At 72.0% G+C, this 26,210-nt stretch carries 21 protein-coding genes; 8 read left to right on the top strand and 13 right to left on the bottom strand.

The features are described from left to right. Positions 1 to 17 precede the first annotated feature (17 nt). The 3 genes from ACWGR4_RS06050 (at position 18) to ACWGR4_RS06040 (ending at position 2,061) form a co-directional block, all read left to right on the top strand. A complete protein-coding gene (locus ACWGR4_RS06050; RefSeq protein WP_126643036.1) occupies positions 18 to 230 on the top strand; it encodes a CbtB domain-containing protein in 213 nt (70 codons plus the stop codon). Between the two features lie 95 nt (positions 231 to 325). Beyond that, the gene (locus ACWGR4_RS06045) at positions 326 to 1,084 is read left to right on the top strand and encodes a CbtA family protein (protein WP_452133040.1); all 759 of its coding nucleotides are present in this window, start codon (positions 326 to 328) and stop codon (positions 1,082 to 1,084) included. 482 nt (positions 1,085 to 1,566) lie between these two features. Beyond that, entirely contained in the window at positions 1,567 to 2,061 is a 495-nt protein-coding gene (locus ACWGR4_RS06040; protein WP_380009883.1) for a P-loop NTPase family protein, read from the top strand. Between the two features lie 18 nt (positions 2,062 to 2,079). Here ACWGR4_RS06040 and ACWGR4_RS06035 read toward each other — a convergent pair whose 3' ends face one another. The 3 genes from ACWGR4_RS06035 to ACWGR4_RS06025 form a co-directional block, all read right to left on the bottom strand. Further along, the gene (locus tag ACWGR4_RS06035; protein ID WP_452130695.1) at positions 2,080 to 2,682 is read right to left on the bottom strand and encodes an Lrp/AsnC family transcriptional regulator; all 603 of its coding nucleotides are present in this window, start codon (positions 2,680 to 2,682) and stop codon (positions 2,080 to 2,082) included. A gap of 44 nt (positions 2,683 to 2,726) precedes the next feature. Continuing rightward, positions 2,727 to 4,124: an NAD(P)/FAD-dependent oxidoreductase gene (locus ACWGR4_RS06030; protein WP_452130694.1), complete on the bottom strand. Its 1,398-nt coding sequence runs from the start codon at positions 4,122 to 4,124 to the stop codon at positions 2,727 to 2,729. Positions 4,125 to 4,346: 222 nt separating this feature from the next. Beyond that, positions 4,347 to 5,795 carry an aldehyde dehydrogenase family protein gene (locus tag ACWGR4_RS06025; RefSeq protein ID WP_380009892.1) on the bottom strand — a complete coding sequence of 483 codons (1,449 nt, stop codon included), beginning with the start codon at positions 5,793 to 5,795 and terminating at the stop codon, positions 4,347 to 4,349. A gap of 280 nt (positions 5,796 to 6,075) precedes the next feature. Between ACWGR4_RS06025 and ACWGR4_RS06020 the strand changes: the two genes are divergently transcribed. After that, a complete protein-coding gene (locus ACWGR4_RS06020; RefSeq protein ID WP_380009895.1) occupies positions 6,076 to 7,536 on the top strand; it encodes an APC family permease in 1,461 nt (486 codons plus the stop codon). Positions 7,537 to 7,607: 71 nt separating this feature from the next. Here ACWGR4_RS06020 and ACWGR4_RS06015 read toward each other — a convergent pair whose 3' ends face one another. After that, positions 7,608 to 8,213, bottom strand: coding sequence for a CGNR zinc finger domain-containing protein (locus tag ACWGR4_RS06015; RefSeq protein ID WP_452130693.1), 606 nt, complete (start codon positions 8,211 to 8,213; stop codon positions 7,608 to 7,610). A gap of 71 nt (positions 8,214 to 8,284) precedes the next feature. Further along, entirely contained in the window at positions 8,285 to 12,919 is a 4,635-nt protein-coding gene (locus ACWGR4_RS06010) for a HEAT repeat domain-containing protein (RefSeq protein WP_452130692.1), read from the bottom strand. Positions 12,920 to 13,104: 185 nt separating this feature from the next. On the opposite strand from ACWGR4_RS06010, the gene ACWGR4_RS06005 reads away from it, so the two are divergent. Then, entirely contained in the window at positions 13,105 to 14,010 is a 906-nt protein-coding gene (locus ACWGR4_RS06005; protein WP_452130691.1) for an N-acetyltransferase family protein, read from the top strand. A 24-nt stretch (positions 14,011 to 14,034) separates the two neighbouring features. Here ACWGR4_RS06005 and ACWGR4_RS06000 read toward each other — a convergent pair whose 3' ends face one another. Next, positions 14,035 to 15,210, bottom strand: a complete 1,176-nt coding sequence (locus ACWGR4_RS06000) for a chitinase (protein WP_452130698.1) — start codon at positions 15,208 to 15,210, stop codon at positions 14,035 to 14,037. Between the two features lie 579 nt (positions 15,211 to 15,789). Between ACWGR4_RS06000 and ACWGR4_RS05995 the strand changes: the two genes are divergently transcribed. Together ACWGR4_RS05995 and ACWGR4_RS05990 are read left to right on the top strand one after the other, a co-directional pair. Further along, a complete protein-coding gene (locus ACWGR4_RS05995) occupies positions 15,790 to 16,536 on the top strand; it encodes a GntR family transcriptional regulator (protein ID WP_078974328.1) in 747 nt (248 codons plus the stop codon). 112 nt (positions 16,537 to 16,648) lie between these two features. Then, positions 16,649 to 17,812 carry an ROK family transcriptional regulator gene (locus ACWGR4_RS05990; protein WP_380009907.1) on the top strand — a complete coding sequence of 388 codons (1,164 nt, stop codon included), beginning with the start codon at positions 16,649 to 16,651 and terminating at the stop codon, positions 17,810 to 17,812. Positions 17,813 to 17,945: 133 nt separating this feature from the next. Here the strand turns inward: ACWGR4_RS05990 and ACWGR4_RS05985 are convergent, their stop codons facing one another. Continuing rightward, positions 17,946 to 18,584: an NAD(P)-dependent oxidoreductase gene (locus ACWGR4_RS05985; RefSeq protein WP_452130690.1), complete on the bottom strand. Its 639-nt coding sequence runs from the start codon at positions 18,582 to 18,584 to the stop codon at positions 17,946 to 17,948. 102 nt (positions 18,585 to 18,686) lie between these two features. Here ACWGR4_RS05985 and ACWGR4_RS05980 point away from each other — a divergent pair, with 102 nt between their 5' ends. Beyond that, a complete protein-coding gene (locus ACWGR4_RS05980) occupies positions 18,687 to 19,088 on the top strand; it encodes a winged helix-turn-helix transcriptional regulator (RefSeq protein WP_452130689.1) in 402 nt (133 codons plus the stop codon). 45 nt (positions 19,089 to 19,133) lie between these two features. On the opposite strand, the gene ACWGR4_RS05975 is transcribed toward ACWGR4_RS05980, so the two are convergent. The 6 genes from ACWGR4_RS05975 to ACWGR4_RS05950 all read right to left on the bottom strand — a co-directional run bounded on the left by ACWGR4_RS05975 (position 19,134) and on the right by ACWGR4_RS05950 (position 26,039). Then, a complete protein-coding gene (locus ACWGR4_RS05975) occupies positions 19,134 to 20,183 on the bottom strand; it encodes an SIS domain-containing protein (RefSeq protein ID WP_380009916.1) in 1,050 nt (349 codons plus the stop codon). A 193-nt stretch (positions 20,184 to 20,376) separates the two neighbouring features. Beyond that, a complete protein-coding gene (locus ACWGR4_RS05970) occupies positions 20,377 to 21,429 on the bottom strand; it encodes a hypothetical protein (RefSeq protein ID WP_452130688.1) in 1,053 nt (350 codons plus the stop codon). Between the two features lie 606 nt (positions 21,430 to 22,035). Further along, entirely contained in the window at positions 22,036 to 23,271 is a 1,236-nt protein-coding gene (locus ACWGR4_RS05965) for an ABC transporter permease (RefSeq protein WP_452130687.1), read from the bottom strand. Beyond that, positions 23,265 to 24,038, bottom strand: a complete 774-nt coding sequence (locus ACWGR4_RS05960; RefSeq protein ID WP_452130686.1) for an ABC transporter ATP-binding protein — start codon at positions 24,036 to 24,038, stop codon at positions 23,265 to 23,267. The genes ACWGR4_RS05965 and ACWGR4_RS05960 overlap by 7 nt, the downstream gene beginning before the upstream one ends. Then, on the bottom strand, positions 24,035 to 25,444 hold the full coding sequence (locus ACWGR4_RS05955; protein ID WP_452130685.1) for a peptidoglycan-binding protein: 1,410 nt from the start codon (positions 25,442 to 25,444) through the stop codon (positions 24,035 to 24,037). The genes ACWGR4_RS05960 and ACWGR4_RS05955 overlap by 4 nt, the downstream gene beginning before the upstream one ends. A gap of 10 nt (positions 25,445 to 25,454) precedes the next feature. Beyond that, positions 25,455 to 26,039, bottom strand: a complete 585-nt coding sequence (locus ACWGR4_RS05950; protein WP_380009930.1) for a hypothetical protein — start codon at positions 26,037 to 26,039, stop codon at positions 25,455 to 25,457. Positions 26,040 to 26,210: the final 171 nt, after the last annotated feature.

The following is a 26,210-nucleotide window of genomic DNA, read 5'->3' as shown; positions in this document are numbered from 1 at the left end:
CCCCGAAGGAGGATTCCGTGGCTCAGGCTGCCGTTCCCCGCCCCGCCGCCACACCGATCGCGATCCCGGTCCGGGCGATCGTGCCCTGGGCCGCGTTCGCCGGGGCGTTCCTGCTGTTCCTGATCTACTTCGTCGCCTCCGAGCAGGGCGCGGTCGCGCTCTTCTCGGGTACCGGTGTGCACGAGTTCGTGCACGACGGGCGCCACCTGCTCGGCTTCCCCTGCCACTGACGACCGCGCGATCGTGCGGCCGCACGGTCGCGCCGTGAGGCAGGTTCGGCGCGGCCCTCGGTCGAGGGCCGCCGCACAGGGAGTCGACATCACGCATGGTGCGAAATCTGTTGATCCGCGGCATGCTCACCGGCGTTCTCGCCGGGGCACTGGCGTGGGTGTTCGCGTGGGTCTTCGGTGAGCCGCAGATCCGCGACGCGATCGCGTTCGAGGAGCACGGGCACGAGGCCGGCGCGGCCGGCGATCATCCCGAGGAGGAGGTCGTCGGTCGGGGCGTGCAGAGCACGATCGGCATGCTGACCGGGGTCGGTGTGTACGGGATCGCGATCGGCGGCCTGTTCGCGCTGGTCTTCGCGTTCGCGTACGGCCGGATCGGCCCGTTCCGGCCCAGGGCCACCGCCGGGCTGTTGGCGCTGCTCGGCTTCGCGGCGGTGATCGTGGTGCCGTTCCTGAAGTATCCGGCGAACCCGCCGGCCGTCGGCGACGCGGACACCATCGGGCGGCGTACCGCGCTGTACTTCGGCATGCTCGCGCTGTCCGTGCTGTTCGCGGCGGCGGCGGTGATCCTGGCCCGGCGGCTGACCGACCGGCTCGGGGCCTGGAACGCCGTCCCGCTCGCGGTGGCCGGCTTCCTGGTCGCGGTGGGGATCACCATGTGGGCGATGCCGACGGTGAACGAGGTGCCGGCCGAGTTCTCGGCCACGGTGCTCTGGCGTTTCCGGGTGGCCTCGCTCGGCGTGCACGCCATCATCTGGACCACGTTCGGCCTGGTCTTCGGCCTGTTCGCGGAACGCGTTCTGCGGCCCGCGGCCGATCCCAGGCCCGAACCCCGGGTCCCGGCCGCCGCCGGTTGACCGGGCCGGTCCACCACGGTGTCGCGGCCGAACCCGGCCGTGACCCCGGCCGCCGGTCGGGCCGTCCAGGGCCCGACCGGCGACCCACCGTCGCCCCCGCCGAGATCCGCCGGCCAGGGCCGGGTCCCTCCCGGGGCCGCAAACGCCGGCCGGGCTGTCAACGGCCCGGCCCGCGCAATCCAGCCCAGCCGGCGTATGAGGCCACCTCGACCGAAGGCCGGCGCACCCAGCCGGGCCGAGCGCATGACACCAAGGGCCGGGCGGGACCGGTCCCTCCCGGGACCGCAAACGCCGGCCGGGCTGTCGACGGCCCGGTCCACAAAATCCAGCCCGGCCGGCGCTTGAGGCCACCTCGGCCGAAGGCCGGCTCACCCAGCCGGGCGGGGCGCATAACGCCAAGGGCCGGGCGGGACCGGTCTCGCCCGGCAAACTCCCGGTAATCCACGCGCGTCGCGCCCGCCGCCTCCGTACGCTGCGAGACCATGCGCAAGATCGTCGTCGTCGGCGTCGGCGGAACCGGCAGGCCCGAGTTGGCCGACGCCCTGGGTACCCGACTCGACCTCCCCGTCACCCACCTGGACACCCTGTACCACCGCGAGGATCGAACCACCGCCCCGGCCGAGGAGTTCGCCGACGCGCAGCGCGCGCTGGTCGCCCGGCCCGAGTGGATCGTGGTCGGCAACTACGCCTCCACACTGCCGATCCGGCTGCGCGCGGCGGACACCGTGGTCTTCCTCGACATCCACCCGCCGGCCGCGATCACCGCGATACTGGCCCGCCGCCGGCACCCCGAGGCCGGCGATCACGACCGGCTCGACCCGAGCGTGCTGCGCTCCGTCCTGGCCTACCGGCACTCGGTCCGCCCCCGGGTGCGCCGACTGCTCGCCGCCCACTCCGCGCCGGACGTCCCGGTACACACCTTCACCACCCGTCGCGCCGCCGACCGCTGGCTCGCCGGCCTGCCGACGAGCGGCTGAGCCGCAACGGGCGGGCGCTCAGCGGCTGTCGCGCTGGTCCAGGCCCGACCCCGGCGCTATCTCCGGCGCGTCGAGCAGCGAGGACTCGACGCCGCCGACGCCCCAGCCGTACGCGAGCTTGTGCACCTCCAGCACGAAGAAGGAGTCGGTGGAGAGCACCCCGTCGATCATCAGCAGGCGCCGGTTGAGCAGATCGGTGAAGTGGTCGGTGTCCCGGCAGATCACCTCGACCATCACGTCGTACTGTCCGGCGACCATCACCACGTACGACGTCTCCGGCAACTCGCGCAGCTCCCGGCACACTTCCCGGGCGCTGCCGGGCCGCACCCGCATGCCGATCATCGCGAGCCGGTCGAACCCGATGGTGAGCGGGTTGGCGATGCCGACGATCTGGAGCGTCCCGCTCTCCTCCAGGCGCTGCACCCGATAGCGCACCGAGGAGGCCGGGATGCCCAGGTCCTCGGCGATCTGCTTGTACGCACGCCGACCGTCGGCCTGAAGGATGGCGATGATGCGCCGGTCGATGTCGTCCAGCGGGCCTGCAGGGGTCATGCGGCTGCTCCGGATCTGCTGCGGCGCCGGGTTCGGCGCGTGTGCCTGGTCCTGATCTCCGGCGGCCATCTTCCCCTGTTCCTCCCGGCCTTCGGGTCCGGCACCCGGGTGGTTCACGAGTCGAAGCCCAGTCCGAGTCGGTCCAGCGAGCGCAGCCACAGGTTGCGGCCACCGTGCGCGTCCTCGCGGGCCATCGACCAGCGGGTGGCCTGGATGCCGATCCAGCGTGCGGGCTCGGGTGGGAACGGGATCGGCTTGCGCTTGATCATGGTGAGTTCGGTACGTTCCGACCGGGTGCCGGCGAGCAGGTCCAGCATCACCTCGGCGCCGAACCGGGTGGCGCCGACGCCGAGTCCGGTGAAGCCGAGCGCGTAGCCGACCCGGCCGGCCGCGGCGGTGCCGGCGAACATGCAGAACCGGGTGGTCGAGTCGATCACGCCGCCCCACGCGTGCGAGAAGGCGACGTCGGCGAGCGGCGGGAAGGTCGCGGCGAACTGCTCGGCGAGGATGTCGAACGTCTCCGGGCGCTGAGTCAGCGCCTCGTCGACCCTGCTGCCGAACGGGTAGATGGCGTCGTAACCGCCCCACAGGATGCGGTTGTCGGCGGTCTTGCGCAGGTAGTGGAACTGGTTGCCCGCGTCGGTGACGCCGTGCTCGCCGGTCCAGCCGATCGCGGCGAGCTGTTCGTCCGTGAGCGGCTCGGTGGTGAGCGCGTAGTCGTACACCGGGACCATGCTCAGGCCGAGCCGGCGCAGCAGCGGCGGGTAGATGTTGGTGGCGAGCGCGACCCGACGCGCGGCGACGAGCCCGTAGGCGGTGCTCAGCCGGACCGCGTCGGCGGGCTTGGTGTCGATCGAGGTGACCTCGGTGCGCTCGACGATCCGTACACCGGCGTCCAGGCAGGCTCGGCGCAGCCCCCAGACCAGGCGCGCGGGATCCAGGAGCGCGTAGTCGGGCTGCCACACGCCCGCCGCCCACAGCGGCGAGTCGACGTAGGCCCGCAGCGCGTCCCCTTCCAGGTATTCGGCCTTCTCCCCATAACGATGGGCAACCCCCACCGACGCCCGCAACGACTCGGCCTGCCAGGGAGTGGCGGCAACGGCGACCTTGCCGAAACGGCCGAACCCACAGTCGATCCCATGCGTGTCCAAGTCGCGCTCGAACTCATCGAGGTTGCGCGCACCCAGGCGCTGCAACGTATCGATCTCATCCGGCCACCGCTGCAGCCCGTTGGCCAGCCCATGGGTGAGACTCGGCGAGCAAAACCCCCCATTGCGCCCGCTGGCGGCATGCCCACAGGTGCCCTGCTCCAACACCAGCACATCCCGCCCGGGATCCCGCTGCTTGGCGATCAACGCGGTCCAAAGCCCGGTATACCCGCCACCAACCACGGCCAGATCAACCCGAACATCCCCCACCAGCCGCGCCAACGGCTCGGGACACTCGATCCGATCCAACCAAAACGGCTCCTGGGCAGCATTACGCAAGGCAATGCGGTGACTCGGGGTCATGCGGTTCCCTACGGGGTAGTGACCGGTATTCGTAAAGGCAAGCCAAAATTCGACCTCAAACGCCGGCCGGGCTGGATTTCGCGAACCAGGCCATCAACAGCCCGGCCGGCGCTTGAGGCCAAACAGCCCGGCCGGCGTTTGAGGCCACCCTCGGCCGGAGGCCGGGGCCACAGCCCGGCCGGCGTTTGAGGCCAAAAGCCGGGCCGGCGAGGCCAACGGCGGCTACAGGTTGATCACGCCCGTGCGGAGGTCGGACATGTCCAGGAGCGTGTGCTTGCCCCCGATCCGCCCCCACCCCGTACCCCGATTCCCGGCCCCGCCGAACGGCATGTTCACGTCCCAAAAACACGTGCTGTCGTTCACCACGACCTGCCCCACCGCCATCTCCTCCACAAACCGATACGCCGCCCGCATGCTCCGCGTGAACACCGCCCCCTGAAGCCCCAACTTGTCGTCGTTGGCCAGCCGCAGCGCATCGTCCTCGTCCACCGCCGTGATGATCGGCACCACCGGCCCGAACGACTCCTCCCGCGACAGCAGACTGTCCACGGGAACCTCGTCCACCACGGTGAACTCGTAATACAGCTCCGTAGGCATCCCCACCCGGCGCTTGCCGCCCAAAAGCACCTTTGCGCCCCGCTCGTGCGCATCCGCGATGTGCCGATCCATCTTCGCGGCGACACCCTCGTTGTTCAGCGACCCCAAATTCGTGGCGGCATCGAACGGGTCACCGAGCACCACGTCCTCGGCCGCCCGCAACACCGCCGCCACGAACGCGTCGTGTACCGCGTCGACCACGATCACCCGCTCGGTGGCGCAGCAGACCTGCCCGGCGCACAGGTACGCGCCGTACACCGCGGCCTTGGCGGCGGCGGCCAGGTCGGCGTCCTCCAGCACGACCAGCGGCCCGTTGCCGGAGCACTCCATGATCGAGCGCTTGAGCCCGGCGGCGGCCTGGATCTTGGCGCCGGTCGCGGAGGACCCGATGAAGCCGATCGCGTCGATGCCGTCGTGCCGCACGAGCGCGTCGCCCGTGGCGCCCTCGCCCGGGAGGATGTTGATCAGACCCTCCGGCACCCCGGCCGCGACGAACGCCTCCATCGCCTTGAGCACCGTCAGCGGCGTGTTGGCCGGCGGCTTGACCACGTGCGCGTTGCCCGTGGCCAGCCCCGGGGCGACGAACTCGGCGAGCATGAGCAGCGGGAAGTTCCAGGGGGTGATGATGCCCCAGGTGCCGACCGGCGCGTAGAAGGTCCACATGCGCTTCGTGCCGTCGGTGGAGGGCATCGTCTCGCCGTGCAGCCGGACCGCATCCTCGGCGTGCAGGTGGAAGAGCTGCGCCGCCTCTTCGATGTCGGCGACCGACTCGGCGAGCGGCTTGCCCTGCTCCAGGGTCTGCAGGCGGGCCAGCTCGTCGACCCGCTTGGTGATCTCGTCGCCGATGCGGTGACACAACTCCGCGCGCTGCCAGACGTTGACCCTGGCCCACGCGCGCTGCGCGGTGTTGGCGGCGGCGACGGCCCGGTCCAGGTCGGCGGCGGTGGGCACCGGGACGGTGGCCACGTGCTCGCCGGTGACCGGGCTGATCACGTCGTAGCCCTCGGTACCGGAGCCGTCGACGTAGGCGCCGTTGATGAAGAACTGGTGGCGGGCGGGGCCGTTGCTGCTCATGCGGGGGGATCCCTCTCTGTCCTCGGGCGACGTGTGTTCAGACTTCATCAGCAACTTTGACCTGTCAATAGATCTCAATGAGCAACTTCGACAGCTCTCATTTGTCGAACGAACAAAGAAGAACCCTTGACGTGGTTGAAAACCCGGATCTATAACAGGGCCATCAGCAGGCCGACGACGGCGCCGACAGCAGCGCGTCCGGAGCCCGCGACCCCCTCCCCCAAGCGGCCGTCCCCCGGGAACCTCCACCGGCCGCTCCCACCCCGCGAAGGGGAAACGTATGTCCGCAGCACCTCACCCGGCCGCCCCCGGCTCGACCGGTACCGCCGCCGACACCGTGGCCGGCCCGCCCGCGCTCGCCAAGAAGATGCGCTGGTACGACGGCTTCGCGATGTCCCTGACCATGCCCGCCGCGCTGATCGCCTCGCTCGGCGCCTCGATCGGCGGCCTCGGCGCGTGGGGCGCGATCGCCCTGTGGGCCGGTTCGATGCTCCTGGCCACGATCGCCAACTGGATCTACACCGAGTTGGCCGCGATGTTCCCCGAGTCGTCCGGCGGCATCGCGCACTACGCGACCGAGGGTTGGAAGAAGCGCGCGCCGTTCGTCGGCCCGCTGGCCAGCATCGGCTATTGGTTCCCCTGGACCACCGCGCTGTCCGTGTACGCGGGCATCATCGGCTCGCTGGTCCAGGCCCAGTGGTTCCAGGGCCAGGACTGGACCCTGGACCTGGGCTTCGCCGAGTTGACCTTCCCGATCGTGGTCGGCATCGCGGTGATCGTGCTGCTCTTCGGCGCGGCCATGTTCGGCCTGCACGTCGCGATGTGGGTCGTCTACGTCACCGGCGGCATGCTGCTCGTTCCGCTCGTGGTGTTCATCGTGCTGCCGTTCGCCAGTGGCGACTGGAGCGCGAGCAACCTGCACTGGAACCTGCACGGCGCGGCCGGCATCCGCGAATCGTTGGTGTGGCTGTACGTGATGGCCTGGACGTCGTTCGGCGTCGAGGTCTGCGCGACCTTCGCGCCGGAGTACAAGGACACCGTCAAGGACACCTCGCGGGCGCTGCGCGCGGGTGTGCTGTTCTCGCTCGGCGTGTTCATCCTGCTGCCGCTGGCGCTGGCCGGCTATGTCGGCGAGGAGAAGATCGGGCTCGACCCGACCACCTTCTACGTCGGCGCGTTCAACGACCTGGTGGGCGGCGCGGCGGACCTGATGGTGGTCTTCCTGATCGCCTCGCTGCTGCTGATCATGATCACCGGTCTGGCCGACGGTTCGCGTGTGCTCTACAACATGGGCAAGGAGGGCACCACGATCAAGCAGGTCGGCGTGCTCAACCGGCGCGGCGTGCCGGCGCGGGCGCTGATGATCGCCCTCGTGGTCAACGTGGTCATCCTGATCGCGCTCAAAACCCCGCTCGCGATCATCGTGACCGGCAACCTGGGCTACATCCTCACCCACGTACTGGCCATCTCGGGCTTCGCCATGTTGCGCCGGGATCGCCCGGACCTGGCCCGGCCGATCCGGCTGCCGAACTTCTTCGTGCCGCTGGCCTGGCTGCTCGCCGCGTTCCTGGCCGTGGTGTTGGTGGTCGGTGCGACCGGCTTCTCCATCACCGGCTACGGCGGCTTCAAGGAACTGGGCATCGCCTGCGGCGTGTTGGTCGTCGGCGTGGCCCTGTGGCTCTACCGCACGAGGGTCCAGGACCCCCGCGACGCAGCGCGTGTGGGCACGGACAAACGGTAGATCCGCAAGGCGTTGCCGGGCACGGGGTCATCGCGCACGTCGCGGTGGCCCCGTGCCGTCGTCGCGGGTGACTACGAGCCGGTGTGCAGTTTGTGTTTCGTGGCTTGGTTGGTTTGTTTTTTCGCACGGTTGCCGCAGGTGTTCATCGAGCACCAACGGCGGGTGCCCGGGCGGGATTCGTCCAGGAACAGTGCGCCGCAGAGCGGGCCGGCGCAGGCTCTGACCCTGGTGATCGCGGCGGAGTCGACCAGGTCGATCGCGTCCCGGGCGATCAGCGACAGGGTGGCGGCGACCGGGTCCGGCGCACTCCAGCGCACCCGGCCCCACGCGTCCACCGCCGGAATCGGTGTCGGGGCGGCGGCGGCCCGGTTGACCCGCTCCCGGGCCAGGGATCGCCAGGCGGTCAACCCCTCGCCCCGGCGGGCCACCACGATCAGTTCATGGACGGCCTCGCGCAACTGCCGGGCGTCGGCCACCGATACGGCGGCGAAGGGTGCGACGGCGACGACCCCGCCGCCCGGACCGAACTGCCGTATCCACGCGAACAGGGCTTCCGCGTCCGGTAGTTCCTCCTGCTCCCGGGGCGTGCCCCGACCGCCGAGCGTGCGGATGAAGTCCAGGGCGAGCCTGCCCGCTCCGTGGCGGAATCGACGGGTGTCGGCGGCGGATCGCGGCATACCCGCCAGCGTACTCGCGAACCGGTTTGACCAATATGGCCCGGAACAACGGCGCGGGGTGCCGCGGCCGGCTATTCGGGGGCCGCCGCGATCCGGTCGCGCAGTTCCAGATAGCGGCCGCGGCGATCCGGGCGGGCGTGCGCGGCGGCCTTGCGCAGCGCGGGCAGGACCGCGACGCCGATCCGGGCCAGGCCCTCGCCGGCGGCTTCGCGGGTCACCGGGTCGGCGTCCGCGAACAGGGTGATCAGGGACGGTACGGCCGGCTGCCAACCGGCGTGCGACAACGTGCGGATCGCGCTTCGGACGACGTCCCGTCGCGGGTCGTCGAGCAACTGCTCGGTGTGTCGCAGGTATTCGGCGCGGTCGAGCACGCGTCGCGAGATCCGGTGCGCGTGCAGGCGCACACGCGGGTGCGCATGACCAAGCAACTCGGCTACCAGGGCGCGTACTTCCGGATCGGCGCCGTATTCGTCGGCGAGCCGGGACAGGGCCCGTCGGGCCTGCTCGGGCGCGCCCACCCGTACCGTGGCGATCAGTTCGTCGCGCGTGGGGCGCTCGGCACCGGGCGGCACGGTGCGGGTGCGCAGGGACACCAGGGCAAGGCCGTTGCGATCGGGGCCGGGTGCGCGGAGTACGCCGCCGACGAGGGTCAATCGGTCGGCGAGTGCCTTGCGTCCCTCGACGCGCAGCCGATGTACGGTCTCGGTCAGTTCCGGGGTGCGCCGCACGGTGCGGTCGAGCAGCAGGTCGAGGCAGCCCGGGGCGCCGGCGTCCAGGCGGGTCCGGAGGGCTTCGGCAAGGACGTCGGCGGACATGGCGCGGGTGGCGGTGAGTATCGCCGTCCGGGCCGTGGGTGTGCCGTGCTCCCACCACGAGACGAGGTGCGGGGCGGCGCGTTCCAGGTGCTCCGGGGCCATGATCGCGCACAGCCGCGCGGCTCGGGTGCGGGCGAGGTCGGCGTCCGGGCCGGCGAACACGCCTGCGGGGTCGGTGTCGTCGGCGAGGTCGAGCAGGGTGGGGGCGAGGGGCCGCAGGAGGTGCGCGGGCAGGTCGACGGCGCCGCGCAGGTGGGCGTCCAGGACGACGCGTCGGGTGGCCGGCTCGGCCCGGTCGCACAGGATCTCGGCGGCGGCCCTGCGGCGGCGCGGGTCGGCGGCGGCGAGCAGGGCCACCAGACGTTCCCGTTGCGGGGTCGAGCGTGGTTGGTCGAGGTCTTCCGCGTGCGGGAGACGGGTGGCGGGACCGGTGCGGGCGAACCGGCGTGCCCGGGCGGCCCGTTCGGCCGACACCCACGGCGGCGCGTCGATCGGCTGGAGTTCGGTCAGCCAGTCGAGCAGGGGCGCGCGGGTGTCGGGCTGGGCGCTCGGGAAGACGTCGATCAGGGCGGCGAGCCGCGCCCGGGAGTCCGGGTCGGCGCCGGTTTTGGCCTCGGCGCCGGTCCCGGCCCCGGTCTCGGTCGCGGCCCGGAACGCGGCGAGCGTCTGCGGCGAGCGCACGGCGGCGTCGAGCCCGGACCGCCAGGCATCCAGCAGCGCGACCCGCTCGGGCTCCTCGGCCTCGGCGCCCTCGGCATCCCCTCGCCCCTCCGGCCAAAACGCCTCGCCGAGCACCGCGACTTCGGCCTCCCAGGGGTTCGGCCCCGGACGCACCCCGGCCAGTGCGCGCTCCACGTCCTCGCGGGTGCGAACGGCTCCGCAACAGCGCAGTACGGCCAGTGGGGTCGGGCCCGCGAAGGCCGGGTCGGGCAATGCACGGATCCGGCGGGCGAGGTCGAACGCGGCGATCTCGGTCAACGAGCCCGCGACCGCCTCCAGGATCGCGCCGACTCCGTCCACCGTGCCGAGTTCGGCCGCGAGCACGTCGTACGCGTCGGCGAACGCGGCGCGCTCGGCGTCCGACCACGGCGCGGGGCAGGCCGCCACCACGAACCGCAACACCGCCGCCCGATCGGCCGACCGCCACCGCGCCAGGCCGAGCAGCCGCGGCAACGCCTCCCGCAGGGCGCCGTGTTGCTCGAGCGTCGACGCCTTCGGCCCGCGCCGAACCAACCGCAATACGGCCGGCAGATCGTGGTCGGGGCGAGCCCGGCGGGTCATGGTGAGCAGATCGGCGCGGAGTTCCCGGTCCTCCTCCGACGCCTCCGCCGCCGGCTTCGGCATCGCGATGCCGTGGGCCGCGAACTCCTCGGCCAGGTCCGGGATCGCACCGTCCCGCACGGTGAAGTCCGCCCGCGCCAGACCGGCAAGCAGCGGCTCCGCGACCACCGACCCTCGACGCACCAGCGCCGCCACCGCACGGGTGGACCACTCCCGGTCCACGGCCCGGATCAGCAGCGCACGCTCCCGCGCGTCCGTCGCCCGCTCCGCCGCCGCCAGGACCCGCGCCCGGTACGCCGGTCCGAGCACCTCCCCGAGCGCCGCCGTCAACGAGTCGCGCAGGCCGGGGTTGTCGTGCCGCCCGAGCCACCCCAGCAGCACCGGAATCTGCCTCGGCGTGCCGGCGTCGATCAGCGCCTGCGCCGCCGTCTTCCTGACGTTCATCACCGGGTGCTCCAGGCACGCCGCGATCGCCTCCCCCGCCCACCGGGCTCGCATCCGGCCCAGCGCGCGCAGGGCCTGACGCACGGTCCGGGGATCCGCGGAGGTGGTGAGCGGGATCAGGCTCGCGGACAACGAACGGGCCGCGTCCGGGTCCCGGGCGATCAGCGCGATGGCGTGCTTCCGCACGTCCGCGTCGCGGTGCCGGATCAGGTGGTGGATACGGTCCTTGACGCCGAGCTCCGACCGACGCGTACCGCGCCCGGTCGCCTCGTCGCCCCGGGACAGAAGTTCGAGCAGGACGGCCAGTTCGGCGTCGGTGACGCCTTCGCGGTCGATCAGGTCCAGGGTGATGTCGCAGAGGAGTTCGGCGCGCGCCGCCTTCGGGTCGCTCGCGGCGAGCAGACACGCCGGGCGCAACACGCGGCGCCGGTACAGGCGTTCGCCGAGCGCGCCGATCGCCTCGACCACCTCGTCAGGCACCACCGGCTCGGCGATCTCCTCACCCCGGTTCGCCACCAGGTCGCTCACCACCCGCAGCAGCAGGTCGGCAAGCGCCGGGATGGTACGCGCGTCGCCGTTGCGGGCGAGCCGGCACAGTGCGGCGACCGGGCGGTCCGCGTCGATATCCGCGGTGAGCAGGGCGAGTTCGTCCGGGTCCGGCATCCCGAGGTCGGCCGCGATCCGCTCGGGCAGTGCTCGCCGGTCGAGCCGGGCCCGCAACTCCCGGCGCCGGAGCGGGTCGTCGGTCAGGTGCCACAACACCTCCAGCGCGAGGTCGGCCACCCCGCGCAGATGCGGCACCACCACGCCGCCCGGGTCGGCCACCCCCAGCCCCTCGCGCAACACCGCGACCGTGAGCGGCCCGCCGATCGCCTCCAACGCGCGCAACGCGGCCCGGGGCGCCCGGGACAAAGCGGCCAACACGGCCTCCTCCGCGCCCGTGTACCGCAACGCGCGAAGGGCGGCCAATACGGGCTCCGGCCGGCCGACACCGGCCAACCGAGCCGCCAACACCTCGCCGACCGGCAGATCGGGGGCACCCTGCGCGGCGAGCGCGAACAGCAGTTCCACGCATCGCGGCCAGTCCGGGTGGTCGTCCGCAACCGAGATCAGCGCGCGCAGCGCCTCGTGCCGCACCGTGTACAGCACGATCGCCACGTCAACCGCGGCGACGCCGTAGTCGGCGAGCGCCATGGCGATCACGGCGGGCACATCCTCGTCCCGGACGAAGTGCCCGCGCCGATGCATCGCCCCCAGACAGGCCACGATCGACTCGGCGAACAACGGCGGATCCGCCTCGGCGATCGCCAACAACCCGCCCACATCGCCCCGTTCGGCGAAATCCCCGATCGCGGCGAGGGCCCCCTGCCGCTGCCGCCCCGGCAGCCCGGGATCCGCGGCCACCTCACGCAGCAGCCCGATCGCCCCGAACCGCGCGGCGACCTCCACCGCGTCCGGAAACTCCGGCAGCAGTCGACGCAACGCCCGCTCCATCCCGACCGGGATCTCCTCGGCGGCCCACGGCGCGGCCAACTCCGCCAACGCCCCCGCCACCACCTCGGCACCGGCGGCCGGATCCAACAACTCGACCAAGCGGGCACGGGCCTGCCCCGGCCCGATCAACGCATCGGCCAACGCCTGCCGCACCACCCGCAGCGCCGCCGCGCGCAACACCGAATCCGGCCGCGCCGACAACCCGTCCAGCAGGGCCCCGACGTCGTCCACCGCACCGGCGTCGATCCCCTCGACCGCCCGGTACAGTTCCTCCCCCGCCGGCTCGGCCCGCACCGTCGCCTCGGGCCGGGCCACGATCTCCGCCCGCAGCCAGGCGATCCGCACCCGAGCCGGCCACCGTGCGGTGCGCCATTCCGGGACGGGAACACGCAACCGCGCGTACACCTCGGCGAGCACCAAGGCCGCCTCGGCCGATCCAGCAGACACATGCGGGAGCAGAGCCACCGCCTCGCGATCCGCACCACCCCCGGGCCGCCCGACCCGCTCCCGCAGCAACACCACGCCGAGGTGTCGCAACGTCGGGTCCTCGTGCGCGACCAGACCCCGAAGCACCGGTGTCGGGCACGGCACCCCGTCGAAGTACGCCGAGAGCCACGCCGCGTCGGCCCGCGCCACGGCGTCCGACACGGCGTCCTGCTCGGAGATCGTCATCGCTCGATCCTAGGCAGGCCCCGCAGCACGCGACGAACGGGTTTTCCCACCCGCCCCGATGCTTGCCGTCGACACGCCGGGCCGGCTAGGTTCGCCGTCCGACCGCCGAAACCCGCGGCACCACGCACAGAGCACACCCACCACTACGCGAAGCACCAGCACCGAGCACCACCCATGGAGCCCCCTTGCCGACCTACCTCACCCCACTCGCCGACCCGAAGCGCAGCCCCAGCGCCCACCGCCTGGCCTGGCTGGCCGCCGACGCGAACGGCATCCCACGCGGCTCCGCCTTCCTGCGGCTGTTCGACAAACCCGGCCAGGACCACCTGGCCGAGGTGGAGGTGCACGTACACCCGGCCGAGCGCCGCGACGGCGTCGGTACCGCTCTGCTCCACGCGGCCGTCGAGGCCGCCCGGGGGGCGGGCCGCCGCTCGCTGCTCGCCCAGGCCAAGGCGGACTCGCCGGGCGCGGCGTTCCTGTCCGAGCGGGGATTCCGCGACGTGCTGACCCTGATCTACACCCGGCTGCCCCTGACCGACCACGAGCCGGGCGACGCGGCGTGGGCCGCGATCGCCGAGCGGGACCACCCCGGCTATCGGCTGCACTCCTGGGACGGCACCGTCCCGGACGCACTGGCCGAGACCTTCGCCGCCTCCCGCCGCGCGATGGACGACATGCCGATGGGCGAGACCGACTACGGAACGGTCCTCTGGGACGTGGAACGCCTCCGTGCGGCGGCCCAGGCCATCGCCGATCGCGGCGAGCTGCTGCACACGGTCGTCGCGATCGACACGGCCACCGACACCATCGCCGGCTTCACCGAACTGGTCGTTCCCGGCGACGGCAAGGGCGACGGTCAGCACTACAGCACGGGCGTCCTGCCCGAACACCGAGGCCACGGCCTGGGCCTGTGGATGAAGGCCGAGGCCATCCGGCAGGCCCGGGAACACCACCCGAACCTCTCCGCACTGCTGACCGACACCGCCGACGCCAACCACGCGATGCGCGCCATCAACGACACCCTCGGCTACCGACCGACCCACCGGTCGACCGAGTACCAACTCGACCTACCGGTGGGCCGATCGCACTGAGAACACAGCCGGCGCGGCGGAGAATCAGCAGGGCCCCAGGTCCTGCCACACCCCCCACTGCCCGGTCGTCCCCGGCTCCTCACCCTGCGTCCACCACTTCGCCTTCCACGAATGGCCCTTGTGGGAGACGGAGTTGCCGCTCTGGTAGACCGCCGCCCGATCCCACGCCGCGATCGTGCAGTTGCCCGGCGGGGTGGTCGTCGGAGGGGTCGTGGTCGGCGGGGTCGTGGGCGGCGTGGCGCCCGCGAAGCGGACCGAGAACTTGGTGAAGTCCCAGGGTGCCTGCGGAACGCTGCTGCACACGCCCGACGTTCGCCCGCCGTTGTCCGGTGGCGTGCACTGCCGGTCGCGGTTGACCGACCAGTTCGTGAAGCGTGCCATGTGGTGGCTGATCGCGTAGTCGTAGACCGTCTGGAAGTCCGCCTGGTAGAAGTACTCGCCGGTGTCGCTGCGCCCGTTCATCTGCGAAATGCCCTCGTGGGCATAGGCGGTGGCGGCGTCCCAGCCGAACGTGCTGCGCAGGATGGAGTTGAAGTTGGTCAGCGCGGAGGTCTGCGCCGCCGCTCCGTTGAAGCCGCCGTCGAACGGCATGATCGAGAAGTTGTCCGGCGTGAAGCCCTGCGCCTTGGCCTCGTTGAGCATCTGCTTGCCGAACCAGCCGGTGCCGTCGGCGGTGCCGGCCGTGGTCACCGAGATGTAGATGCCGGGATTCTTCTGCTGGAGGATTTTGGCCGCGCCGATCTCGTTGTGGATGGCCGCGCTGTTCTCGTACTCCGGTTCCTCGAGGTCGAAGTCGAGCGCCTTGAGCCCGTATTTGTCGACCACCTGCTGGTACGCGGCGGCGGTCGCCTCCGGTGTGCCGCAGGTCTGACCGAGTTTGGTGCCGCCGTAACCGCCGATGGACACCGAGACGTCACCGCCCTTGGCCCGGATCGCGGCGATCACCCCCGCCACCGCGGTATCCGTGGATACCGGCTTCGTTCCGTCCCAAGTCGGCGTACAACCACCGCCGTTGGGCGCGAGGACGAACGCGAGCTGGAACGCCTTCAGGCCGGTGGCGTCCATGACCGCACCGGCGTCCGGCGGGTCGTTGTCGAGCGGCATGAGGTAGGGGGCGGCGGCGTACCAGTTGCTCCCGACGCCGCCCGGCGCGGACGCGGCGGGCCCGGCGGCGGTGGCTCCACCGGTGAGCGCGAACATCGACAGCAACCCGGCGGACGCGGCGGCAGCGGCAAGTATGGGGACGAAACGACGTGCCACGGGGGACTCCTGTGGGGGACTTGGTATAGACCAATGGCCAAAGCGTGGCCCTCCCCTCCCACACCGTCAATACATTGGACTGGACCAATTTTGCCGCCGGACGGAGCCCGGGCACACCTCGCTTCGACGGCTCCTCCCCGAATGTTCGTCCGGGCGTTCCCGGGGTGAGCAAACCAAGTCGTCGGATGGTTTCCGCCGTGCCGCAGGATGGGGGGCGTGAGGCCTCGTCGGGGGTGTGGCCCGAGCGTGGTCCCCGCCGGAATCCGACCCGACGCTCGGCTCCCCCGCGATTCCCTCACCCCACGCCCGCCCCGGCGGGGTGTGTCGTTCGCGCAGGTCGAGCAGGAGGTGTCGCGCCGCATGTGGCGATGTGAGACAGGTCACCGGGAAGTTCATCCGACTTGGTCTGGACCTTTCGTGGTCCGACGCGGTTATATTCAACCGTCTTTAGTAAACCGAGCATGCAATAAATCCACGCCGAGCAGGCGTCGGAGAGCCGAGGGGGCGTCCGTGAGCAGCATGGCGACAATGCCGGACGAGACGGCGGTCTTCGGCGAACCCAAGTACTGGCAACTGCGCACCTCCCTGCTCAAGGCGATCGACGAGGACTTCAACTCCGGCGACATCCTCCCCAACGAGCGCGACCTCGCCGCGCGCTTCGGGGTCGCCCGGGCCACCCTCCGACACGCCTTGGAGCAGCTGGAGCTGGAAGGCCGCCTGGTCCGCAAGCGGGGCGCCGGCACCACGGTCGCCGGCCCTCGCGTCGACGTCTCCCTCGGCGCCGACGGCGAGGGCTGGCCGGGCGTGGACCTGCGCGACCGCGAGGTGATCGACTGCGCCACCGTGCCGGTCACCGAGGAATTCGCCGACACCCTCAAGGGCCGCCCCTCGGCCCTGGTCCACCGCCTGCGCCGGCGCCAGTTCTCCATGCGCCAGGTGGTCGGCCTGGAGTGCCTCTACGTCTCGCGCGCCGTCGTGCCCTCCCTCTCCACCCGCGTTCCGAACTTCGAGCGGGCCTCGCTGATGTTGCGTCAGCTGCGCGGCCACCGCCTCGAAGGGCGGCACCGCGCGGTCGAGTTGGCCGTGGCCGAGGCCGAGGAGGCGCGCTACCTGGAGCGTCCGCCGGGTACCGCCGTCCTGGTCGTGACGACGACGTACACCGCGCTCGGCCGCACCGCCGCGGTCACCGTGGCCACCTACCGCGCCGACACCTGCCGGCTCGCCTTCGCCGAGGCCGGGCCGACCGCGCTGCGGCCCGCATCCTGATCCCGACCCGAAATCTGGGTACCATCCGCGCCTGAGCGACGACGGCGTGCATGACGGGCGCGGCGGCCCGGACCAAGGTCCCGTGTGACGACGCGGGGAGAGGACAAGAGCTGTGGCACAGGCGACCGGCGGGGATTCCTCCGTGGTCCGGCGGATCAATTCCGCGGCGACCCTGCGTGCGTTGCGCGGCGGCGAGGTGCTGACGGTGACAGCCCTGATGGAGGCCACCGGTCTGTCCCGACCCACCGTCGAGGGCGTCGTCGACGGTCTGCTCGCCGAGGGCTTGGTCGTGGAGACCACCACCGCCGAGGGCGAGGACGGCAGCCGTCCGCGCGGCCGTCCCGCCCGGCGCTTCCGGTTCCACGCGGAGGCCGGCCACCTGCTCGGCATCGACGTCGGCGTACACCGCATCCGGGTCGTCCTCGCCGACCTCGGCGGCACCATCATCGGCCGCTCCGCCCGCACCGTCGAGGAGGGCTGCGAGGCCGAGGACCGCCTGGAACGGGTTCGCGCCACGGTCAGCGAGACCCTGCGGCGAGCCCAGGTCTCGCGCAATTCGCTCTGGGGCGTGGGCGTCGGCACCCCCGGCATCGTGGACACCGAGGGTGTGGTCACCCTGTCCTCGGCGATGCCCGGCTGGACCGGCCTGGACCTCGGCGGCCGGCTGGGCCGCTCGTTCAGCTGTCCGGTCCAGGTGGAGAACGACGCCAACCTGGCCGCGATCGGCGAGCGCTGGAAGGGCGTGGCGGTCGGCTCCGACGACATCGTCTACGTGATGGCCGGCCTCAGTCCCGGCGCCGGCTCGTTCATCAACGGTCGGCTGCACCGCGGCTTCGGCGGCGCGGCCGGCGAGATCGGCGCGCTGCACCTGCTCGGCCGCCAGGTCACCCCGGAGAACCTGCTCTCCACCACCGGCACCCCCCTGCCGCCGCTGGACGAAGCGGCGGTCGGCGAGGTGTTCCGGCACGCGGCCGAGGGCGACCGCACCGCGGGCGAGGCGGTGGACCGCTTCGTCCAACGCCTGATCCACGACGTCACCGCGCTGGTCCTGGCCCTCGACCCGGAGATCGTGGTGATCGGCGGCTGGGCGGCCGGCCTCGCCGACGCCGTACCGCCCCTGACCGCCGAGCTGCAACGCCTGTGCCTGCGCATGCCGCGCGTCGAACTGTCCGCCCTCGGCGCCGACGGCGTGGCCCTGGGCGCCGTCCGCGTGGCCCTCGACCGCGCCGAACACCGCCTCTTCGCCGTCGAACACACCGGCTCGGCACGGGCCTAGAACCCGTCGGCACGCCCCCGACGCGGCACAAGCACCCGGCAGACACCCGGCCTGCGTACGCCCACCTACCCCGCGTGCCCACCCGCCCACGGGTCGGGGCCGTCCACCACATGCTCGCCGACCACCCGGCCGGTCATCGGCCGTCCGCGATCCCGACGTGCACGCCGTGCAGGGTGGGGGTGTCCAGCTCGTCGAGCAGCCCGATGGCGAAGTCGGGGTAGGAGACCCGGCTTTCGGCGTCACCGTCGGCCCGCCGCCACACACCGGTGCGCGTACCGGCGTGATCGAAGTCCCCGGCCGGGCTCAACACGACCCAGTCCGGCCCGCCGCCCACCTCGCGCAGCACCGCGTTGCCCGCCCCATGCGCCAGGTAGAACTGCCGGTACTCCTGCGGATATCCCGCCGTGTCCATCAGCAGCACGCCGGACGCCGTCGGCAACACCGAGGCCAGCCCCACCCACACCAGTCGCCGCACGCCCGCCCGATCCAGCCCGTCGCGCAGCGCCCGCACGGCGCGCGTGAAGAAGTCCGCCGTCGGCGCCGCCGGGTCGTACACCGCCGCGATCGCCCCGTCGTGACCCGCCGCGAGTTCGGCCACCGCGTCCGCGTCCGTCACGTCACCGGCGACCACCCGCACCCGCTCCCCGGCCAGGTCCCCGTACTTCGCCGGATCACGCACCACCGCGGTCACCCCGTGCCCACGCCGCAGCGCCTCCGCGATCGCGGCCCGACCGGTGCGACCACCCGCGCCGAAGACGATGATCTCGCTCATCGAAAACACCCCCGTATCCCCGGGTCGATCCCTGTGTCGACCACCGCCGCGCACGCTATCCGGGGTCGTGGTTACCTCCTGGATACCGACTACGGTGGACGCATGAGCGAGGCCACGAGGGAACTCACGGGAGAACCACTGCGCGCGGACATGTTCGACCCGGTCTGCCCGTCGAACCTGTCCCCGATCCGGTTCGGCGACAAGTGGGCGGGGATGATCATCCGCTGCCTGGAGGGTGGCCCGCGCCGCTTCTCCGAGTTGCGCGTCCCGATGCACGGCGTCACCGCGAAGGTGCTCACCCAGTCCCTGCGCGCGCTCGAACGCGACGGCCTGATCAGCCGCACCGCGTCCGAGACCACGGTCCGCCGGGTGACCTACGCCCTCACCCCGCTGGGCCGCGGCATGCTGGTCCCGATGGCCGCCGCCTGCGAGTGGGCCGCGGCCCACTGGGACGAACTCCTGGACGCCCGCGAGGCGTCGACGAACCTGGACCGCACGGCCTGAAAACGGCGCGGGCCCGGGGGCCGTACCACCCGAGCCCGCCTCCGCCTACCGCGTCTGCGTCACCTTCGCCAGCGCCCGCGGCGCATCCGGGTCGCATCCGCGCCCCAGCGCGATCTCGCGCGCGAGCAGTTGCAGCGGCAGGATCTCCAGGATCGGCGACACCTCCTCGGCCACCCCGCCCGGCAACACGAAGCCCCGCCCGTACTCGGCCACCGGCTCGGCCGCGCCGACCACGAACAGGTCCGCGCCGCACTCGCGCAGCCGGTCCAGCACCGGCCGCAGCGCCCGGCCGCCCGCACCCTCCGGCGCCACCGCCAGTACCGGCCAGCCCCGGTCCACGATCGCGAGCGGCCCGTGCATGAGGTCCGCGCCGGAGAACGCCTGGGCGCCGATGTAGCTGGTCTCCATGATCTTCAACGCCGCCTCGCACGCGGTCGGATACCCGTAGCCGCGCGCGGTCGCCACGAGCCGGTCCGCGAACCGGTACCGCTCGGCCGGCGCCTCGATCTCCGCCTGGCGAGCCAGGATCGCCCGAGCCGCGGCGGGCAACCCCAGAGCCGCCTCGCCCGTACCGCCCCGGATGTGGTCCACGAGCAGGAACAGCGTGAGCAGTTCGGCCGTGTACGTCTTGGTCGCGGGCAGCGCGAGTTCGGGGCCCGCCAGTACGTCCAGGTGCAGGTCGGACTCCTGTGCGAGCACCGAATCGGCGTTGTTGGTCACCGCGAGGGTGAACGCGCCGTCCTCGCGGGCCTGTCGAGCGGAGGCGATCAGGTCCGGCGAACCCCCCGACTGACTCACCGTCACGACCAGGCAGTCGGCCAGCCGTTGCCGGGCACGGTACGCGGTCGTGGTGGACATCGAGGTGAGCCCGGCGGGCAGGCCGAGCAGGACCTCGGTGAGATAGCGCGCGTACAGCCCGGCGTTGTCGGACGTCCCGCGCCCGGTGAACAGCACGAACTTCGGGTCGCGGGCCCGGATCGCGGCTGCGGCGGCCCGGATCGGCCCGAGCCCGTCGGCCAGGATCCGCGCCAACCCCTCGGGCTGCGCCGCGATCTCACGGGCCATCACCGACCCGGGCACGGGGGAATCGAGCATGCGGGTGCTACCTCCGGACTGCGGCGACCCGCCCCGGAACGACCTCCGGCGCGGTGTCCCGAAGGTATCCACCGCGCCGAGCACCGGGCAATATTGGTCTAGACCACTATCGAAGGCCGCCGAAAGCGACACGAAAGGCAAACGAAAGGCGGGCACGCGCTCCGCGCATGCCCGCCACTTCCGCCCGATCCGGCTACGCGTTCTCGCGCGCCCGCCCGGCGACGACCCCGTCCAGGTCGGCCTTGCTCAGGTCCACCGTGCGCACCGGCACCACCGTCGCCTCGCGTCGCGCGTTCCGCCTGGCCCGCAGCCACACACCCGGCATCGCGCCGAGCATGCGCACCTTGGCCACCGGTACCGCCAGCACGGCCCGCACCCGCTCCCGGGGCCCGTCCGTCCAGGCCAACCACCCCGGCCGGGTCCGCCCCGCGAGCAGACCGAGCACGATCGCCGCGCCCACCGCGATCAGGTGCTCACGGCCGGCGAGGTTGGGCAGGATGATCGACTCCAGGACCATCGACCCGCCGGTGATGGTGAAGAGTATGGGCGCGCGGTGGATGATCGACAGATACGTGAACAGGCCCACCACGGCCGCCGACGGACCGGTGTCCAGCACGTGCGCCGCCGAGGACGGCAGGCCGAGCGCGTGGTCCGGACCGATCGCGATCATGATCCGGGCGCCCATCGTGCCCGCGAGCGTGGTCACGTAGGCGACCATCAGCGTGCGGCCCGCGCCGAGCGAGAGCTGCGCGATCGCGAACGCCAGGAAGAGCTGGGTGATGCCGGCCCACACCGGCAGGTTCAGCGCGGGCACGAACAGCGAGATCGGCGTGCGCAGCAGTGCCAACCACAGCGGCAGGTCGGCACTGACCCCACCGACGAGTCGGACCACGGTCTTGCCGGCCGGGGTCTGCCCGACCGCGTGGAAGAAGATCACCGCCGAACTGGCCACCACGGCGAGCGCGAGGCCCTTGCCGCGGCTGCGCCACAACTGGCGCACCGGGTCGGCCACGATGCCGCGCCACTCGCCGCACAACGTCCGCCACAGGAACAGGAGCAGCTGCCACGGAGCGAACCACAACACGCCGCGGACACCGCCGCGGTCCACCTTCGAGGGGGTCGTCGTCTCGCCGGTCGTCTCCGCCGCGTCGGGCCGCCGTGACTCGATGAGGGTGCCCGCAGGAGCGGACCCGCCGGCGGCGACATCGTCGCCGTCGTCCCGGCGATCGTCGAGAACGCGCAACACTGCTGATCAACCCCCAACGACTCGTCGAGTCCGACAGCACCGGACCCGAGCCGGTGGTGATGTGGTGTTCACCACGCCCTGCCCTCTGCTGCGTCATCGTAGGACGAGGACACGACACACCGGTCGGGTGGGTTGACGCAGGGCGGGCGCTCCGCGGTTGCGACAGATTCCGGTCGACCGGGCGATGCGGGGGGTGCTGAACCGCTTTTCCGTCTCAAAGATTACCGACTTTCGCCGCCGGCCACTGTCAACCGAATCGATGACATGACCGGGTCGGCGTCATCATCTGGTCGTACGTTGTGTCTCCTCTCCCCCTCCCACCTGCACTGATGCGGAACGCACGACTTCGGTACCGCCGGAATCGGCCGACCCCTCCCGTCGGTTGGCCGGCCCGCGCCGGTAGCGGAATCACCCAACTCGGGCCCACACGTGGCGAAACCGCCCGAACGCGGAGGGTGAAATCCGCAGTCGGACGGTCTCGTCGACGGTCGGTGGCGCAAGTCTGTGGGAGTGGGGGTGAAATCTTGCCCAGCCGACACTCAGGAATTGCCCAGCCTTTGCCCAGCTCCACCCGATCGGCGGCCGGCCCGGGCCGCGCCCGCGCCCTCAGGCCCCGTTCAGCGCCTCCGTGGGTGGCAGTCGCGCCGCGCGTCCGGCCGGGTACAACCCCGCCAGTGCGCCGATCGCCACCGATGCCGCGACGCCGCCCAGGATGGCCGGCCACGGCAGCACCAACGGCCACCTCTTCGCATGCGCGTACCCGCTCGTCACGATCAGCCCGAGCAGCACGCCGGCCACCCCGCCGAGGCCGGACAGGGTCACCGCCTCGGTCAGGAACTGGAGGCGGATCTGCCCGCGCCCGGCGCCCAGCGCACGCCTGAGACCGATCTCCTGGCGGCGCTCCAGTACGGAGATGACCATCGTGTTGGCCACCCCGACCCCGCCGACCAGCAGTGCCACCGCGCCGAGTCCGACGAACAGGCCCGTGAAGGTGTTCTTGGCGGCCAACTGCGCCTCCAGCGCGTCCGACGGACGGCTCACCTTGACCCCGCCGGGATCGGCCGGGTTGGCCGTCGCCGCCAGCACGTCGCGGACATTGTTGACCGCGTTCTCGTCGGAGCGCTCGTAGATCCGGGTCGGGTGCCCGTCGAAGCCGAGCAGGTCCTTGGCACCCTGCCAGCCGACCAGCGCGGAGCGGTCCACCTCGGGGGCCAGCGGCACCGGCTTCAGCACGCCGATCACGGTGAACCAGCGGTCGCCGATCCACACCTGCCGGTTCGGCCCGTCGACCCCGAGCAGTTCCGCCGCCCGTGCGCCGAGCACGACCGTGGGGTAGCGGGAGGTGGCCGCGTTGAACCACTGCCCCTTGCCGACCCGGCCGCCGATCGTGCCGAGCAGATCCTCGCGGGCCGCCGCGACGGTGATGCCCTTGGTCTCGCGCGGGTCGATCCGATCGGTGCGGCGTACACTCCGGCCCTCGAGCTGGGCGGTCGCGCTCGCCGAGGTCACCGGACCGATCCGGCGCACCATGTCCACGGCCTCCTCGGGCAGTTGCAACCGGTTGCCGAACATGTTCTCGCCCGGTCCGACCGAGAGCATGTTCGTGCCCAGGCTGCGGATCTGGTCCATCAACCGGGCCTGGCTGGCCGCGCCGATGCCCAGGACGGCGACCATCGCGGCGATCCCGATGGCGATGCCCAGACCGGACAGGATCGCGCGCATCGGCCGACCGCGCACGCCGAGCAGGCCGACCCGGACCACGTCGACCGGACCGAGCCGGGCGGTGTCCGGCAGCGGGACGAGTGAGGACCGGGGGCCCCGGTCCCGACCGAGGATCACCATCCCGCCACCCCCGCCGGCTGGGCGGTCGGCGCACCGCTGTCGGCGTGGATGCGGCCGTCCAGGATCTCCACCCGGCGTGGCAGCGACCGGGCGATGCCCGGGTCGTGCGTGATCACCACGATCGTGGTGCCGTCCGCGTGCAGTTCGTGCAGCAGCCGCATCACCGTCGCGCCGGAGCGCGAGTCCAGCGCACCGGTCGGCTCGTCCGCCAGGACCAGTGCGGGACGGGCCACCAGCGCGCGGGCGATGGCCACCCGCTGCCGCTCGCCGCCGGACAACTCCCGCGGCACGTGGTCGAGTCGACCGCCCAGCCCCACCCGGGCCAGTGCCTCCGCCGCGCGTTCGCGCCGCTCACGGACCGGAATCCCGTGGTAGTAGAGACCGTTGGCCACGTTGTCGACGGCGGTGAAGTGGTCGGTGAGGAAGAACTGTTGGAACACGAAGCCGATCCAGTTCGCCCGTACGCCGGAGAGTTGACGATCCGTCAAGCCGGCGATGTCGTGCCCGAGCAGGCGCACCACACCCTCGGTCGGCCGATCCAGGGTGCCCATCAGTTGCAGCATCGTCGACTTGCCGGACCCGGACGGTCCCACCACCGCGAGCAGTTCGCCCGTCTCGATGGTCAGGTTCGCGTCGATCAGGGCATGCACGCCACCCGGGTAGGACCGGCCGACCCCGTCGAGTTCGATCACGGGCGCCGCGCCGCCGGGGCCGGCGGCCGGGGTCGACTCGGCCTCGCCCGGCGAGCTTTTGCGGTACCTCCTCATGCCTTGGGTACCCCGACCTTCAGTCCCTCGGTCACGCCGTCGCCGGTGACCTCGACGCGTCCGTTGGCAAACATGCCGAGTTCGACCTTCAACAGCCGGGTGCCGCCGTCGGGTTCGACCGCCTCGACGCCGTAGCCGCCCTCGGCAAGGGCGAGCAGCGCGTTGACCGGGACGGTGAGCACACCCTTCTTCTCCTTGCCGGTGAACCCGACGCTGACCGGCGCGCCGTCCAACGTGCCCGCGTCCTTGGGCTGGTCGAGCGCGATGTCGACCGGGATGGTGGCCTTGTCGCCGCCCGACGGCGCGCCCGGGGACTGATCGCCCTCCTTGGCCACCGTGCCGACCTGGGTGATCGTGCCGCTCGCGGTCTTGCCGCCGGGCAGGGTGACCTGGACCTTGGCGCCCTTGGTGGCGAGCGTCTGCTTGTTCACCGGCAGGTTCACGGTGACCCGGCGGCCGGTGCCGCTCGCCTTGAGCAGGGGTCCCTGCGAACTCGCGCCGAGCGTGGCGTTGACCTCGCCGACCCGGACCGAGTCGGGCAGCACCACCGCGTCGCCGGGATCGAACCGGCCGGTCTGCTTGTGGCCCATGTCCTTCTGCCACTTCTTCAGCGCGCCGGCGGTCGCGTCGGTGAACTTCTCGTCCACAGTGAACCCGCCGTAGCCCAGCGCCTGGAGGTTCTGCTCCAGTTCGCGGACATCCACACCCTTGTCGACGCCGACCGACAACGCCCGCCAGAACGGCGTCTCGCCGTAGAACAGCGGCACCTTGGTCCCGTCCCGGCCGTAGACGCGATCACCGCGCACGAGGGTGTCGCCGACGCCGGGGAGCCAGGTGATGGTGCCGGGGCCGGGGTTGTTGCCGCCGTCGGGGGGTGCGTTGCCGGTGCCGGGTGAATTCCCGGTGCCGGGAGCGTTGCCGCCGCCGGTTGCGGAGCCTCCACCTCCACCTGAGGTCGAGCCTGTGCCGGAGCCCTTGCCCGTGCCCGGGTTGGCGCCGGGGTTGTTGCCCGTGCCCGCGTTCTGGCCGGAGCCGCCCGTCCCGCCCTGCGGCTTGTTGGCACCGCCGCCCGGCACCTCCGGGTCCGCGCCGGGCGGCGCCGCGTTCACCGAGTAGGTGCCCGCGAAGCCGAGCTTGCCGTCCACGTTCTGCCGGTCGACCAGATCGGCGCGGGTCACCGGTACGGCGTCCAGTTTCGTGCGGTTCGCGGATGCGTCGGAGCCATCACCGCCGTCGGACAGCAGTACCGCCGCCGCGCCGCCCGCCGAGGCCAGGACCAGCGCCGCCGCCAGTGCGCGCCGCCGCCGGCGCCGGCGCCGCTCGCGCGGGTACGCCGTGCGATCCGGGGCCACCGGCTGCGACGTGCTCTCCTCCTCGAACTGCTGCGGGGTGTCGATCGAAACCACGAGGCGGCCCCTACTTCTGCTTCTCGAACGGCGGGACCTTCTTGCTGCATATCTCGATCGCCTTCATGACCTTGTCGTCACTCCCGTCGATCGTCACCGCGGCGGCCCCACCGCCGTCGTCCATGTTCTCCACGCCGTTCTCCCGCATGCAGGCCGCGCGCTTGGCCTGCCACTCCTTGTACTTGGGGTCGTTGGGGTCGAAGTCCAGCTTGGGCTGGAACTTCTCGCACGCCTTCATCGCGTTCTCGGTCTTGCCCATGTCGCCGTTCATGGTCATCGCCGGCATCCGCATCGCGCCGCCCTCACCCTGCTCCGGGTCGGGCATGTCGATGCCGTTCTCGCGCATGCAACTCGCGAACTTGACCATTTGCTCGTAGCGCGCCTTGGCGTCGTCCTTGCCGGCGCCCGGCTGACCGCCCGCCTTCTGGTCCTTGCCGGCGCTGCCGCCGCCCGAGGCCACCTTGTTCTTCGCCGACCCGCCGTCGTCGCCCCCGCACCCGGCCGTGGTCAAGGCGAGGCCGCCCACCAGAACCATGCAGGCCGCCCACCGCAACACCAGGGGCCGTCCCGATCCCGTGCGCCCGAACCTCGTCATCACTGCCGCTCCCGCCTGTGATCCCGCCGCCGTCCGGCCCGATGGTCCGGACGTCCGGTCGCACGCACCGCCCACGGCGTCGTGGACGGGATGTGTGCGACAGCAGGTCTACGTGGCGGCGGGTTTCCCGGCCGTCACCCGAATTGGTTATCCGGAGCTAACACGGGGTCG

The sequence above is a fragment of the Embleya sp. NPDC055664 genome (assembly GCF_053618075.1).
Note: the sequence above shows the minus strand (reverse complement) of the source record. Positions and strands in the feature narration are given on the sequence as shown.